Source organism: Sphingobium sp. SG1 (assembly GCF_057063145.1).
This window is the reverse complement of record NZ_JBVVOJ010000008.1, coordinates 53,547-68,191: the sequence shown is the minus strand read 5'-3', so window position 1 is coordinate 68,191 and position 14,645 is coordinate 53,547. Positions and strand designations below refer to the sequence as shown.

Genomic DNA, 14,645 nt, shown 5'->3' with positions numbered 1-14,645 from the left:
TCGATCCCCGTTTCCCGTGACTCAGATATAGGTGCGCAGGAACTCGCCGAGTGCGCACATGGCCAGGCTCTGGCCATAGGGCATGGAGGTGAGCGCGATGTCCTTGTAGAACTGCATCGTGTCGCCCATCGCCGTGCCGAAGCTCACCTGCTGCAACTCGCCGGTCTCGTCGATATTCGCCAGCACGCCGCGCACCGCCTTGATGCCGACCGCTTCATAATGGCGCGGCAGATAGCCCTTCCGCACGGCCTTCAGGATGCCATAGGCAAAGCCGGCGGTGGCCGATGCTTCCAGATAGCTGGTGGGATCGACGATCAGCGTGTGCCACAGGCCGGTTTCGGCGTCCTGCGTCTCGGCCAGGGTCTTCACCTGGGCGGCCAGCGTGTCGATCAGGAAGGTGCGGAAGAAATCGCCTTCCTTCAGGTCCAGGATCTCGATGATCTCGGGGATGGCGATCGTCACCCAGCAATTGCCGCGCGCCCACAGCGCTTGCGCGAAATTGTGGCGACCGTTGAAGTCCCAGCCGTGGAACCACAGGCCGGTCTTCGTATCATAGAGATATTTGATATGGACCAGGAACTGGCGCTTGGCTTCCTCGACATAGGCCGGGCGATCCAGCAGCAGGCCGATCTTGGCCAGCGGCAGCACCGACATCATCAGCGTGTCGTCCCACATCTCGCCGGGATTCACGTCATTATAGACGATGTGCTGGAACCCGCCTTCTTCGGTCTTGGGCAGGCCGTCGGCCGCCATCAGCCATTCGGCCCAGACGTCCAGATAGGGGATATAGCGCGGGTCGGGCTCATATTCATACAGATAGGCCAGCGTGATGAACGGGGCCATCGTGTTGATATTCTTGGTCGGCGTGCCTTCGGCAAAGCGATCCTCGAACCACTGCTTGATGATGCCCAGCGCCTTCTGGTCGCCGGTCTGCTCGAAATAGCGCCACATGCCGAACAGGCCGACGCCATGGGTCCATTCCCATCCGGCCCAGCCCTTGGTGTCGATGATGCGGCCATCTTCCAGATGGAGCAGGAATTCGCCTGTCTCGTCCTTGATATTGACGAGATTGTCCATCAGCCGGTCGATGGATTCGACGACCTGCTGGCGCGGTACATCATGGGTGAGAGCGGCCACTTACTTGGTCTCCTTGAGGTCTGAAGGTGCGTTTGGCGCGGTCACCATCTGCACCGGCAGACCGCCTTTCACATTGCGTAGGGTGACGAGGCGCACGGTTTCGAGCGCATCGCCCGGCTGACCGTCGGACGTGACGGCCAGCGCGACATGGTTCTGGCCCCTGTGGTTCAGGATGCCTTCGGGAATGGGGAAGGTCCGCTGCGGCCCGACATGGGCGATGAACTGCCCCATGTTCCAGCCGTTGACGAAGACCAGCACACGGTAACGGACCGGCGAACGCGGCTTGCTGGCGTCGCCGAAGCTGAGGCCAATGGTCGCGTCCTGCCCCTTGGGCACGCTGAGGGCAAAGCTGGTGCGATACCAGCTCGTCCCGGCCGCCGCCTGGGTCGCGGGCACGCTGGCCTTGGCCCATGCGCTGTCGTTGAAGCCGGGCAGGTGCCAGCCCATCCGCTCGCCATAAAGGCCGCCATTATTGGCCGGACCACGGGCGACATCGGGCAGATCCTCGCCGCCCTGCTTGCCCTGGATCTTCCAGTTGATCGGCACCGCGAAGCTGCGCCCGCTCGGGCCGCCCTCCAGCGATGCGGACACCAGGCCGCGCGCTTCCTTGTGGAAATCGTCGCTGTCCAGGTCCCAATTATGGCCATTGTTGCGGACCATGACGGAAAGGACATGCTCGCCCGCCGCCTGCGCCTCCGCCGGCAGGGCGAAGCGCGCGGTGCCGGTGGTGATCGGCCGGGGCAGGCCGCCGGGCGTTTCGCCTTCGCCCAGGAACTTGCCATCGATCCAGGCCTGCACCAGTCCCGAACCGCCGGCGCCATAATAAAGCGACAGCGCCTTGGCGTCGGGCGACCCGGTGAAGCGGCCGCGATACCAGACGTCGCCGTCATGGAAGCCATAGGCGTCCATCAGCATATTGGGCTGGCCGTCGGGCTTGGCGGTGGTGCTGGCGTAGGATCGGTTGTCGATCGCCTGCCAGCCGCTGTCGTCGAAACCGGGCTGCGCCTCGGGCGAACCCTGCGCCATGCGCCAGTCGTTGAGCGCCGGCAGCGCGACATCGACCGGACCGGCGAGCGGCTGGACGGCGGCGATGCTGCCGATGGCTGTCGCCTTCGTCGTCACCTTCGCGCCGTTCCAGCTGACCGAGCGGACCGCCTTGGGCGCCCAGATTTCGAGCGGGCTGGCCGCAGCCGTATCGCCGGTCAGCGCCAGCGAACCGCCTTTGGCAACAGCGCTGCGCACCAGCGCCGGCCCGCGCACCAGCATGTTCTGCTCGCGCCAGTAACGCGCACCCTCTGCCTCGTCGGCCAGGATCAGGGTCAGCGGCGGACGCCCGCCCCCCTCGATCCGCACCACGGCGCGGCCCTGATGATTGTAATCCAGCTTCAGGTCGCCCTTGGCGGCATCGAACGCGCTGTTCGCCTGCCCCTCAACCACCGTCACCTTGGGTGCGGATGCATAGCGCAGCACCGTCTCGCCCGGCTCGCCGGCGCGGCCATAGAGCAGGATCAGGTCGTTGCCGTCGATCTGCTGCGCCGATTGCAGTTCGGAACTGGAATAGACCAGCCGCTGCCCGCCGAGCGTCACGCCCGCAACCAGCCATTTGGCATCAAAGCCATTAAGCTGCATCGGCACGCTATAGCGGCCATCGGGCAGGTCGGCGGTGAAGCTGAAATTGTCGCTGGTCTGCCCGTTGGACGGCTTGTGCGTCACCATCAGGAAGCGCGCGTCCGTCTCCGGGCTCTTATTGTGATAGACCTGAATATTGGGCGAGCTGATCTCCGGTGTCCCGGCCGGGATCATGCCGGCCATGTCGGGGACGGAGGCGATCAGGCCGCCCAACTGCTTCATCTCCAGCGCCTTTTCGCGAATTTCGCGCGGCTCGGAAATGGCGGAGCCATAATCATAGCTGCTGAACACCACCGGCGCGGGCAGCCAGCCCCAGCTGGTGCCGCCATAGCCCATGTAGAAGCTCTGGATGCCGATGCCATTGGCGAGGTTCGTGCCATAGAAGACCCGCTGAAACCGCTTGCCACGCTGGATCGCGTTGCATTCATAGCCGCCGTTCGATCCCCAATAGTCGAACCAGCCGCCACCGAATTCGGCCAGGAAACCGGGCGTGTCGGGCGAGGCCGAAGCGCCGCCCTTGGCGCCGCCAGGACCATAATAGCCCCAGTCGGGTGCGGCCGATCCACGCGTCGGCTTGCCATCCACGGTACAGGTGCCACCGGGATAGCCGTCGAACGCATACATGTCGTTGGGGCCATGGACGACCTTGTCCACCTTGCTGCTTTCGGGCGCCCAATAGCCGTTGCGGCCCTGGTCGTTGTGGAACAGCGGCACGGTGATGCCGTCGGCGCGTGCCTTGGCATAGAGATGATCCATGTAACGCCGCTGGGCCGGCGTGGTCATCGCCAGCTCATTTTCGATCTGGTGCAGGATCACGCCATATTTGCGGCTCGGATCATTGTTGATCTGGTGCTTGGCGATGATCGCGTTGACCTTCGTCAGCCATTCGTCGGCCGCCGCCATATAGTCGGGATCATCGGTGCGGGCGCGGGCGCGCTGGTTGACCAGCCAGCCGGGAAAGCCGCCGCGCGACAATTCCGCATTCACATAGGGTCCGGCGCGGGTGATGACGTAGAGGCCTTCTTCCTCCGCCATGGTCAGCAGCCGGTCGATGTCGCGGATACCACTAAAGTCGTACACGCCCTTTTTCGGGCTGTGGAAGCCCCAGTCGAAATAGACGGCGACGCTGTTGAAGCCGCTCGCCTTCATCTTCTGGAGGATATCGCGCCACAGATCGGGCGAGGGCAGGCGGAAATGGTGGAATTCCGACGACCAGATCACCATCCGCTTGCCGTCGATCATCAGCGATCGTGCGTCATAGGAGACGCGGCCGAATGTCTTGACCGGCGCGGAGAGGTTGGCGGTGGGCTTGGCCTGCTGCGCGAGCGCAGGCGTGGCCAGCATGGTGCCAAGGGCGAGGGCGGCGATGAAGCTACGCATGGGTGTCAGCCTGTTCCTGCACTCAATCCATGTGGAACAGCAGCGACAGCGGCCATTCCTTGGGCTGGTTGCTCGGCTGCACTTCCATCAGCGGCGCCATATAATCCCACCAGCGCTTCATGATCGGATGGTCGGGCAGGCTTTCGCGGCTATTGTCCTCGCGCAGCTTCAGCACCGCGAACAGGCTCAGCGTCTCTTCGTCCAGGAAGATCGAATAATCATGGATCCCCGACTCGGTCAGCAGCGCCGACAATTCGGGCCAGATCTCGTCATGGCGCTTGCGATATTCCGCGACCACGCCGGGCTTGAGCTGCATCTTGAAGGCGTGGACGGACATCGGCTCTCCCCTGTGAACCATATTATGGAACTCGAAACCGATATTTGGGTAACATCGTCCCACATGTTCGTCAAATGCTAAGAATGGGTGGGACGATGTCCGTTTCAGCGCGCCAGGATCGGGCTGTTGCGGATCGTCAGGCCCGCCACATCGTCGAACAGCGCCGGTGGCCGCGCGTCGGGTGTCGCCGTCTCGGCGGAAAAGCGCTCGATCGTCAGCCGCTCGGCATGGCGCGCCCATAGCGCCCAACTGGGCAGCACGCCGAACATGCTGGGTTCGGGATAGGCATCGGCCAGTTCGGCGGGCCTGCGCGCCGCATCCTGCGCGGTGCCGCCGCCCTGATAGACCAGATGTACGTCGCGCAGCGTCACGTCGCGCACCGGATGGCCCGGCAGGCCGGCAATGCTCGCGGCAAATCTGTGGTCGATCCCGCGCGCATCCACCTCGCTGATCTCCACGCCGTTGATCGCGCCGATGCCGGTGCCATCCGGCCCGCGCCGCCGATCGCCGATGCGCAGGAAGATCGGCGCGGTCGTCACCTCGCGCATGGTCAGCCGCCGCGCGGCGATATTCTCCATGACCCCGCCGTCGACCGTTTCCAGCGCCAGCCCGCGGCAGCGGGTGAAGCGGCAATCCTCGATCCGGATATTGCGATATCCGCCATTGCTCTCGGTGCCGAGCTTGATCCGACCGGTGACCCGGTCCTGGTCGGGCGCGATCTGCTGTGTGGTGCGCTTGGTGCCGTCCAGCATCGATCCCATATCATAGCCGGACACGTCGCAGTCGCGGATCAGGATATTCTCCGATGCGATCGCGCGGCCCAGCGCATAGCTGCTCTTGACAACGATGCCGTCATCATTGGGCGAATTGACCCGGCAGCGTTCCACCACCACGTCGCGCACGCAGTCGAGGTCGATGCCGTCGCGTTCGGTGTCGATCGCCAGATTGTCGATGCGCAATTGCTGCGTGCCGGTCGCGATGATCGCGAAATGCCCGCCCTTCAGGATCGAAAAGCCGCTCAAATGAATGTCGCGGCCGTTCTTCAGCGCAATCGCCTTGTTGCCCAGACCGTTCATCTTCGCGGCATCGGGCTCCAGCTCGGCAATTTGCGCGTCGCTCATGCCGCGCATCGACAGCGGCCGTTCGCCCGCCTGCTTCTTCCAGCGGGCGCCCGGTCCGTCGCGGGTCAGGCCCAGCCCATGGATCATGCCGGGGCCAAGAATCGCAACCTCGACCAGATCCTCGCCCCAGATCAGGCTGTTGTGCCAATGGCTATGGCCGAAATCCTGATAAAGCTGATCGATCCCCGTCTCGGGCAGGTCATAGCGCCCGGCATGGCGCGCCGGATCGGCCGCCTCGATCACCGCGCCGTCGCCGATGACCAGGGTGACATGGCTCTTCAGCCGGATCGAGAAGCAGAGGTAGCGGCCCCGCGGCAGCAGCACCGTGCCGCCCCCCGCTTGCGACGCGGTCAGGATCGCGGCATTGATCGCATCGCTGTCGATCGCCATGCCGTCGCCGCGCGCGCCATGATCGCGCACGTCGAAGCGCCGCGTCGCATGACCGGCAAAGGGGAAGGCGGTGCCGGGCGCCAGCAGCGCGCCGGCGGCCAGGCCCAGGCTCATCTCGCGCCGGCTCATCTTCAGCATGCCTCAGTTGCCCGCCGGCCGCACGTCGCTATGTGCCCGGCTCGGCACGATCGCCACCTGCGCCGCGCTCGGCGGTTGGGCCGGCACAAAGGGGGCCGCGACGATATGGGGCGCCAGTTCGGGAATCTGTGCCCTGATCCGCTCGGCCACCGCGCTCGCCAGCAACCAGGCGCCATAATTATTATGATGGGTCTTGTCCTTGCCGCCATCATTGAAGGCGGTGGGTGCGACCTGCGGCCCCAGCACGTCGTAGATGGTACGGCTGTCGGCATTGAGGTCGATCAGCGGCACCCGTTCCTCGGCCGCCAGCTTGCGCACCGCATCGGCATAGCTGCCCAGCGTATCCTTGATGCGGCCGCTCTCGTCGAAATTGCGCCGTTCGGGGGACGTCACCAGCATCGCATGGGCGCCGCGCCGCCGCGCCTCGGCGATATAGGCGCGCAGATAGGCAGGGTAGGTGGTGGCCGCATCGGCATAGGTCTGCGGCCACTCCTGCTTCTGGTCATTATGACCGAACTGGATGAACAGCCAGTCGCCCGGCTTTACCGCCGACAGCAGCTTGTCGAAGCGCAGGTCGGTGAGGAAGGATTTGAGCGTCGCGCCCGACTTGGCATGGTTGGCGACCGCGACGCTGCCGTCCAGCATCACGGGGAGCATCTGGCCCCAGCTCGCCGCCGGCTCGGCCGCCTGATCGGTGACGGTCGAATCGCCCGCCAGGAAAATCGTGGGTGCGCTCACCGGCTCGATCGTCACCGAAGCGACCTGGGGCTTGCCCAGAAATTCCAGCGTTAGCCGGTCGTCCCACGTATATTCGCGCGCATCGCCGGCAGTGATCCGCACCGCCGTTCCGCCTGGCGCATTGGCGGGCGGCGGCGGTAGGGCAGGGCTGCGGACATTGACCAGGAACTGCCGTTCGACGAACTGCCCCTTCCTGGTCGCGACATTGCGCAGCATCAGCCGCCGTGCCTCCGCCTTGACCGTGGTGTCGCCAGCCGCCTTACGGTTACCCAGCGTCAGCGTCACCCGATAGGTGCCGTCGGGCACGGCCACCGAAAACAGGAAATCATCGTCCGTGCTGCCCGGTTCCATGCCATGGCCGCCAGCCTGATAGGGTGTCTGCCGTGTGGCGCTGCCCGACGACAGGTCGAAGGACTGCGGCGCGGCGATGGAGGATCCTGCCATCAGGATCAGGGCAAGGCTGGTGCTGAGCGGCATGACGCAAACATCCTGAGCGAGACAAATAGGGGAGCGCGCCAAGACGCGCTCCCCCAAGAAAACCGCCCGTGCAGAGGCGGAAGCAGGAATCCGGTCGCGATCACGATAGGATCGGTCTCATAAATTGATAGCATGATCCATATATAGGGAAAAAATTCCGGTCAATCCCTCCCTGCATCCAATGCGATCAGCGTCATGGCGGTCCACATCGTGGAACTTGCGATCATATTATGATTTTTATGGAAATGTCGTGAAATATAATATAGTGTGACACAAAATTTCACATAGTGGGAATGCTGGCGAGGGCCGGCACATTGGGGAGGAAGTCATGATCGAGCATTACAGCCGTATTGCGTCCGCGCGCCGTTCGTCGGTGATCGCGCTGGCCGTCGCCATGATGGCGGGCGCGCCGGCCTTTGCGCAGGACCAGGCGCCGCAGGCACAGCCCGACCAGGAAAATGCCGACATCGTCGTCACCGGCTTCCGCGCCTCGCTCAACAGCGCGCTCAGCATGAAGCGGCAGGAAGCCGCCGCGATCGACTCGATCGTCGCCGAAGATATCGGCAAGTTCCCCGACTCCAACCTTGCCGAATCGATGCAGCGCGTGCCGGGCATCGCGCTCCAGCGCGGCGACGGCGGCGAAGGCCGCAACATCTCGGTCCGCGGCCTTGGCCCGGCCTTCACCCGCACCCGCATCAACGGCATGGAAGGGACGTCGCAGACCGGTTCGTCGGACATTTACGGCGCCGGCAATAATGGCCGCAGCTTCGACTTCAACGTCTTCCCGACCGAAATCTTCTCGGCCCTGTCGGTGCGCAAGACGCCCTCGGCCGATGTCGAGGAAGGTTCGCTCGGCGCGACGGTCGATCTGAGCGCGCCCAAGCCGATGGAGCAGAAGGAGGATTTCGTCCTCTCGATGACCGCGCGCGGCGTCTATAACGAGCTGTCGAAGGAGGTCGATCCGCGTGCCTCGCTGCTGGTATCGAAGAAGTTCGGCGACAGCGGCTTCGGCATCCTCGGCTCGGTCGCCTATCAGAAGCGCCATATCCGCGAAGTCGGCTATTCGGCGGTGGACATCCTGTCGGCCAATACCAATGGCGGTTTCTGCTCGCCGGTCGGCTTCGCGCCGCAGAACCCGGCCGACAATGCTGCCAAGGGCGCCGATGCGCTCAATTGCTCGACCGGCAATCCGCGCACCAGCACCAGCGCCGCCTATCAGGCCATCTATGATCTGCGTCGCGACGACCTGCCCAATACGCCGGGCAGCGGGGCCTTCCTGCCGCGCATTCCGCGCTACCTCAATTCGGAACAGAATCAGGAACGGATCGGCGGGTCGCTGACCCTGCAGTTCAACCCCGACGACGACACCGACATCTCGCTCGACATGCTCTATTCGCGGTTCGAGGTGACCCGCCGCGACAATTATATCGCCGCCATCTCCTTCGCCCGCTCGGCCGCCAATAACGGCCAGCCGATGACCTCCGTGCGCGATATCGAGTTCGACGAAAATGGCTCGCTGCTCCAAGGCGTGTTCGATGGCGTCGATGTCCGTTCCGAAGGACTGGTCGACCATTTTGTCTCGACCTTCAAGCAGGCCAACCTCAACTTCCGCCGTCGCCTCAACGACAGTCTGGAACTGAGCGGGATCGTCGGCTTCAACCGCTCCATCTGGGATGGCAAGAAGCGTCTGCAGACCTTCATGGACGCGATCGACACCGATGGCTTCTCGATCGACTACAGCAAGGGAGGCACCACGCCGACGCTGGGCTTCGGCGTCGATGTCAATGATCCTGCCAGCTTCAACTATGCGCCGGGCCGCGCCGACGGCACCGTGCTGGGCGGCTTCAGCTATCAGGGCAAGCCGTCGAAGAACACCACCGACAATATGACCGCCGACATCAACCTCAAATGGACGGTCAGCGACGCCTTCTCGATCAAGGGCGGCGCGCAATATCGACGCAGCAATTTCCTCTCGACCTTCCTAAGGCCGTATAATGCCGATACCGTGGTGCGGGCGCTGCCGGCCGGCACAACGCTGGCCGATATCACCACCAACATCACCGGCGTCGACAAGCTGTGGGGCCATGGCGCCCCGTCCAGCTGGGCGGCGATCGATCCCGACAAATGGGCCGACACCTTCGGCTTTGACGATGTCCGTTACTGCGGCGTCGAATGTGGCGGCGGCCGCAGCCGCGTGCGCGAAGAGGTCATGAGCAGCTATCTCATGGCCAATTTCGACCTCAGCGATGCGATCGGCTTCGGCATTCGCGGTGACGTCGGCGTGCGCTACGTCAAGACCGACATGCTGTCGTCGGGTTATATCGCCGTGGCTCAGGCCAGCTCGCCGACGGGTCTGACCGGCCAGTTCGCGGCCGCCAGCAACAGCTATGACGATTGGCTGCCCTCGGCGAACATCGTCGTCGAACCGGTCGAGAATGTTCTGGTCCGCTTCTCTGGTGCCAAGGTCATGGCCCGTCCGGAACTCGGCCTGCTGACCCCGACCAGCGGCGTCAATCCGGTCACCCGCGTCGGTAATGTCAACAACCCGTTCCTCGACCCGATCCGCGCCAACACCTTCGACGTCGCGGTCGAATGGTATTTCCGCCCCGGCTCGCTGCTCTCGGCCGCCTTCTTCTACAAGGATATCAAGAGCTTCATCCAGAATGTGAACAGCCAGATTCCGTTCAACCAGCTCGGCCTTCCCAACGCCCTGCTGGAAAACAGCAACACCTTGCCGGATGAGCTGTTCACCGTGTCGCAGCCGTTCAACACGCCGGGCGGCAAGCTCAAGGGCATCGAGCTCAATGCCCAGATCCCCTTCACCTTCCTCGACGGCTTCTTCAGCAATTTCGGCGTGCTGGCCAACTACACCCATGTCACGTCGAAGATCGACTATATCCTCGCCAGCGTGAACGGCGTGCCGACCGTGACGACCACGGCGGACCTGGTCGGCCTGTCGCCGAACACCGCGTCGGGCACGCTCTATTATGAGGATGACAAATTCTCGATCCGCACCACCGGCAACTTCCGCGACAAGTTCATCCGCGGCATTCCGGCCTCGCCGGGCAGCGACCTTCAGGGCAATGCCAAGACCTTCTACATGGATGCGTCGGCCAGCTACAATGTCACCGATCGCCTGAAGATCATCGTCGAGGCGCAGAACCTGACCGACGAGCAGAACCGCCTCTATATCGACAGCCAGCGTCAGGACACGCTGTTCGAAACCCGCATCGGTCGCACCTTCACCTTCGGCGTGACCTACCGGATGTAATTTCCCAGTCCTCCCCAAACTTGGAGCCTGATCGTCTGAGGTGGAAGCGCTTCGCGCTTTCACCGAAGGCGTGAATCAGGCTCCATTTTTATGTGGCAGGCGCGGTTACCATTGGTAACCGCGCCCATTTTCTTATCCGGGAGGTCAGGAAACTCAGCGCTGGCCGCTGAAGCCCACCGCGGCGCTGATCTGTTCGGCCGACTTCATCACCTGCTCGGCCAGCGCCGGGCGAACATCGTCGGTCAGATAATGGGCGGCGCTTGCGATCGAGATGGCGACGCAGATCTGCCCTTTGGCATCGCGCACCGGCACCGCGATCGACCGCACGCCATCGCCCAGTTCGCTGTCATGCAGCACTTCGCCGCGCCCCTTGTGGATGCGCATTTCTGCAATATAGGCGTCGATCTGCGCCCGGCTGGCCTCGCCGCCCTTGGCCTCGACATAGAGCCGTTCCCAGGTCGCTTCATCCTCGTCCAGCAGCAGCGCCTTGCCCAGGCCCGTTTCGGCGACTGGACGACGATCGCCCGGCGCGGTCGCGACACGCAGCCGCTGGTTGCCGGTCACCCGGTCCAGATGGCGCGACCAGTCGCCTTCGCGCTTGCCCACGAACACGCAAAAGCCGGTCTTTTCCGACAGCAATTCCATGAACGGGCGGGCGACACGGACATAGTCGATCTGCTCGGTCGCCAGCACGCCCAGTTGCAACAGCTTGGGGCCGAGCGCGAAGCCGTTGCGCGTCACCGCCAGATAGTCGCGCGATTTCAGCGCCTGCACCAGCCGGTGCGCGGTGGTCTTGCTCATGCCCAGCTTGCGGGCCAGATCGGCGGCACGGATCGGCCCGTCGATCACCTCGTCCATGATATCGAGCGCGCGCATCAGCGTCTGCGTGCCCTTAACGCCCTGTTCCTGCTTCTCTTCGCCATCTTGCATATGTTTTTTCGCTTCCTGTTTTCGTCCCATATATAGGGTCGTCCCACATATCGGAAACGAATTTCGCAAAGACGGAACGAAGATCGCGGCTGGCCCAAAAACATAAGGGCCCGCCGATCGAAATCGGCGGGCCCATAGCCGTCAGTCGCGACCCGACGGGGATCAATATTGGACGGTAACGGTCACTGCGCGGCGGTTCTGCGCCCAGCTTGCCTCGTCCGAACCCAGAGCCGCCGGCCGTTCCTTGCCATAGCTCACGGTGTTGATGCGGCTGGGCGAAATGCCCAGCGATGCGAGATAATTTTTGGCCGCATTGGCGCGACGGTCGCCCAGCGCGATATTGTAATCGCGGGTGCCGCGTTCGTCGGCATGGCCTTCGATGGTGATGCGGACATTGGGGTTCTGCTGCAGCCAGGCGGCCTGGCTCTGCAGCGTCGCCTGATCCTCGGCATCGACATCATATTGGTCGAGGCCAAAGAAGATGCGGTCGGACGACACCGACGCGACGAAATCTTCCTGGCTGCCCTTGACCGGGCCGGTCTGGCCGACCGGACCGCCCGTCTGGGTCGTGTCGCTGCCACCCGGTGCCGGCGGCAGTTCGGCCGGCGGCTTCTTCGAGCAGGCGGCGAGGGCCAGGACGGCGGTTGCCATGAGCAGGGGCCGGGTGATCTTCATCGGGGTCTCCTAAGGATATCGCCATTCTGCCACCCGGACGGGCAACAGCATGGTTGGTAAAAATCGTTACGCTGTCAAGACGATAGGGTTCCCTATCGCGTCGAAAAGCTGTGGAAAACTTATGGCAGCAACGGACCCCAGGCCGGGTCGGAGCCGCTGAGCGGCGTCGGGATGCGCCGTTCGTTCACGCCGGTCAGGTCGACCTGCCACACCTGGCTGCTGCCCTGGCGGCCCGGCGTGGTGCGGAAGAATTGCAGCACGCGGCCATTGGGCGACCAGGTCGGCTGCTCGTCCTGCCAGCCATTGGTCAGGATGCGCTCATTGTCGCCGCTCGGCGTCATCACCGCGATCTTGAAATCGCCCGACAGCTTGGTGAAGGCAATGAGGTCGCCGCGCGGGCTCCATTCGGGCGTCGCATAGCGGCCGCCGCCATGGCTGATGCGGCGCTGGTTCGACCCATCGGCATTCATCACATAGATTTGCTGTCCGCCCGACCGGTCGCTTTCGAACACGATCTGGCGACCATCGGGCGAATAGGAACCGCCGACATCGATGCCCGGCGAATTGGTCAGCCGCACCGGCGCGCCGCCCTGGGCGGACACGCGATAGATATCGGTATTGCCCGACACCGCCATCGAGAACAGGATGTTGCGGCCATCGGGCGACCAGCGCGGCGCGAAGGTCGTATTGTTGCTCTCGGTCACCAGCCGCTGCTGCCCGGTGCCGATGTCATAGACATAGATGCGCACCCGGCTGCCCAGATAGCTCACATAGACGATCGACTTGTAATCGGGCGAAAAGCGCGGGGTCAGGGCGATCGACTGACCATTGGTGATGAAGCGGTGGTTGGCGCCATCGGAATCCATGATGGCGAGGCGCTTGACGCGGTTATCCTTGGGGCCGCTCTCGGCGATATAGGCGATCCGGCTGTCGAAGAAGGGGCTCTCGCCCGACAGGCGGGCATAGATGGCGTCGGCGCATTTATGCGCGGCCCGGCGCCAGTCGCGCGGCGCGACGACATAGCCCTGGCGCGTCAATTCCTGCTTCAGCGCCACGTCATAAAGGTAACAGCCCACGGTAATGTCCGCCTCGCCGCCGGTGGTACGGACAAAGCCCTGCACCAGCGCCTGATAGGCACCCCATTTGTCATAGACCGGGTTGGTCACTTCCGGGAAAGCGAGCGCGGGCATGCCGGCCGGGCCGGACGGATCGAACAGGCCCGATCCCTTGAGGTCGGTGGCGATCACCTCGGCGATCTTGCGGCCCAGTTCATTGGCGGTGCCGGCCGGGGTCGCCACATCCTGCTGCGCCGGCAGCGCGGGCACTGCGATCTTCAAATTGCTGTCGATATCGCCGGTCACGTCGACCGACAGCTGCGCCAGCGCGGGCATGGCGGTGAAGGCGAGCAGGGCGGCGGTCGCCGCGGCCAGGCGGCGGAGCAGGGTCGTCGTCATCGGGTCAGCCTCGCGTCAAAGCGGAGTGGCCGCAGCCATTTCCATTGTTCATAATATTCGGGCGGCAAATTGCGGAAGGGCGAAGCGAGCTTCACCGCCTGGATCGCGCGCTCCGCGTGCAGCTTGGCCTGGGGCCGGTTGCTGGCGGTGACGCCCAACTGGTCGATCACTTCGGGCGTACCGATCACCGCGCCATTCTTGTCCAGTCGCACTTCCAGCAGGGTCACCAGCTGATCGGCATCCGCGCCTGACGGCGGGCGCCAGTTGGGCTTGAGCTGCCGGCGGATCTCGGCGTCCAGCGCGGCCTTCTGCTGCGGTCCCATGGCGGCGGCCTGCGGCGCGGCGGCGGGTTTACGCGGCGCGTCGGCGCTGGTGTCGATGCCTTTGAGGAAATCATTGCCCAGCAGCGATCCCTTGGGCTTGGCCGCGGCCTTGCCCGATCCCGATGCCGCGGCCGGCTTGGCGGCCTTGGGCGCGGGCTTGGCGCTCGCCTTGGCGGGCGCCGCCGCTGCTGCCTTGGGCTTCTCCGGCGCCGGCTTCGCCCTGGGCTTTTCCGCCGGCTTTTCGGGCGCCGGCTTGGGCTTGGGCGCCGCCTTGGGCGTTTCCTTCTTCGGCGGTGTTGGTTTCGGCTTGGGCGGCGCGGGCTTCGCGACTTCCTTGGGCGGGACCGGCTTTGGTTTGGGCGGCGCCGGGGTAGGCTCGGGCACGGGGGCTGGCTCGGGTTGGGCAGCGGGCGCAGCGTCCTCGGTCGGGCCCTTCTCAGGCGCGACGCTGGGGGGGGGCGGCTCGGTCGAGATGCGCGGCGCGGTCGATTGCAGCGCCACTTCGTCCACCAGGCTGACATCCATCGGCGGGCTGTTCAGCTTCAGCGGATTGGGCGTCGCCAGGAACCCGGCCGACAGCAGGCCGAACAGCAGGACATGTCCTGCCGTCGCGACGCCAAGGCCGATTTTTTCCGCGCGTTCCAT

10 protein-coding genes are annotated in these 14,645 nt (G+C 64.3%); 1 reads left to right on the top strand and 9 read right to left on the bottom strand.

Annotated elements, in window-relative coordinates; translation table 11 throughout:
* Positions 1-21: 21 nt before the first annotated feature.
* The 5 genes from bglB to AC0KVN_RS17510 all read right to left on the bottom strand — a co-directional run bounded on the left by bglB (position 22) and on the right by AC0KVN_RS17510 (position 7,347).
* On the bottom strand, positions 22-1,137 hold the full coding sequence (gene bglB / locus AC0KVN_RS17530; protein WP_435568202.1) for a beta-galactosidase BglB: 1,116 nt from the start codon (positions 1,135-1,137) through the stop codon (positions 22-24).
* Positions 1,138-4,146, bottom strand: coding sequence for a glycoside hydrolase family 35 protein (locus AC0KVN_RS17525; RefSeq protein WP_435568201.1), 3,009 nt, complete (start codon positions 4,144-4,146; stop codon positions 1,138-1,140).
* A 22-nt stretch (positions 4,147-4,168) separates the two neighbouring features.
* Positions 4,169-4,483 carry an L-rhamnose mutarotase gene (locus AC0KVN_RS17520; RefSeq protein ID WP_097385013.1) on the bottom strand — a complete coding sequence of 105 codons (315 nt, stop codon included), beginning with the start codon at positions 4,481-4,483 and terminating at the stop codon, positions 4,169-4,171.
* Positions 4,484-4,587: 104 nt separating this feature from the next.
* A complete protein-coding gene (locus AC0KVN_RS17515; protein WP_435568219.1) occupies positions 4,588-6,123 on the bottom strand; it encodes a rhamnogalacturonidase in 1,536 nt (511 codons plus the stop codon).
* A gap of 12 nt (positions 6,124-6,135) precedes the next feature.
* Entirely contained in the window at positions 6,136-7,347 is a 1,212-nt protein-coding gene (locus tag AC0KVN_RS17510; RefSeq protein ID WP_435568200.1) for a rhamnogalacturonan acetylesterase, read from the bottom strand.
* Between the two features lie 328 nt (positions 7,348-7,675).
* On the opposite strand from AC0KVN_RS17510, the gene AC0KVN_RS17505 reads away from it, so the two are divergent.
* Positions 7,676-10,618, top strand: coding sequence for a TonB-dependent receptor (locus AC0KVN_RS17505; protein WP_037519407.1), 2,943 nt, complete (start codon positions 7,676-7,678; stop codon positions 10,616-10,618).
* Positions 10,619-10,771: 153 nt separating this feature from the next.
* On the opposite strand, the gene AC0KVN_RS17500 is transcribed toward AC0KVN_RS17505, so the two are convergent.
* The 4 genes from AC0KVN_RS17500 to AC0KVN_RS17485 all read right to left on the bottom strand — a co-directional run bounded on the left by AC0KVN_RS17500 (position 10,772) and on the right by AC0KVN_RS17485 (position 14,645).
* Entirely contained in the window at positions 10,772-11,548 is a 777-nt protein-coding gene (locus tag AC0KVN_RS17500) for an IclR family transcriptional regulator (RefSeq protein ID WP_313393393.1), read from the bottom strand.
* Between the two features lie 162 nt (positions 11,549-11,710).
* The gene (pal, locus tag AC0KVN_RS17495; protein WP_004209366.1) at positions 11,711-12,223 is read right to left on the bottom strand and encodes a peptidoglycan-associated lipoprotein Pal; all 513 of its coding nucleotides are present in this window, start codon (positions 12,221-12,223) and stop codon (positions 11,711-11,713) included.
* A gap of 119 nt (positions 12,224-12,342) precedes the next feature.
* A complete protein-coding gene (gene tolB, locus AC0KVN_RS17490) occupies positions 12,343-13,677 on the bottom strand; it encodes a Tol-Pal system beta propeller repeat protein TolB (protein WP_037519409.1) in 1,335 nt (444 codons plus the stop codon).
* Positions 13,674-14,645, bottom strand: a complete 972-nt coding sequence (locus AC0KVN_RS17485) for an energy transducer TonB (RefSeq protein ID WP_004209368.1) — start codon at positions 14,643-14,645, stop codon at positions 13,674-13,676. Before AC0KVN_RS17485 ends, tolB begins: the two co-directional genes overlap by 4 nt.

What these genes read in the sequence shown, in the direction of transcription:
- AC0KVN_RS17525 (WP_435568201.1), bottom strand. Translation starts at nt 4,146, where the DNA reads ATGCGTAGCTTCATCGCCGCCCTCGCCCTTGGCACCATGCTGGCCACG.
- AC0KVN_RS17520 (WP_097385013.1), bottom strand. Translation starts at nt 4,483, where the DNA reads ATGTCCGTCCACGCCTTCAAGATGCAGCTCAAGCCCGGCGTGGTCGCG.
- AC0KVN_RS17515 (WP_435568219.1), bottom strand. Translation starts at nt 6,123, where the DNA reads ATGAGCCGGCGCGAGATGAGCCTGGGCCTGGCCGCCGGCGCGCTGCTG.
- AC0KVN_RS17500 (WP_313393393.1), bottom strand. Translation starts at nt 11,548, where the DNA reads ATGCAAGATGGCGAAGAGAAGCAGGAACAGGGCGTTAAGGGCACGCAG.
- AC0KVN_RS17505 (WP_037519407.1), top strand. Translation starts at nt 7,676, where the DNA reads ATGATCGAGCATTACAGCCGTATTGCGTCCGCGCGCCGTTCGTCGGTG.
- pal (WP_004209366.1), bottom strand. Translation starts at nt 12,223, where the DNA reads ATGAAGATCACCCGGCCCCTGCTCATGGCAACCGCCGTCCTGGCCCTC.
- AC0KVN_RS17485 (WP_004209368.1), bottom strand. Translation starts at nt 14,645, where the DNA reads ATGGAACGCGCGGAAAAAATCGGCCTTGGCGTCGCGACGGCAGGACAT.
- AC0KVN_RS17510 (WP_435568200.1), bottom strand. Translation starts at nt 7,347, where the DNA reads ATGCCGCTCAGCACCAGCCTTGCCCTGATCCTGATGGCAGGATCCTCC.
- tolB (WP_037519409.1), bottom strand. Translation starts at nt 13,677, where the DNA reads ATGACGACGACCCTGCTCCGCCGCCTGGCCGCGGCGACCGCCGCCCTG.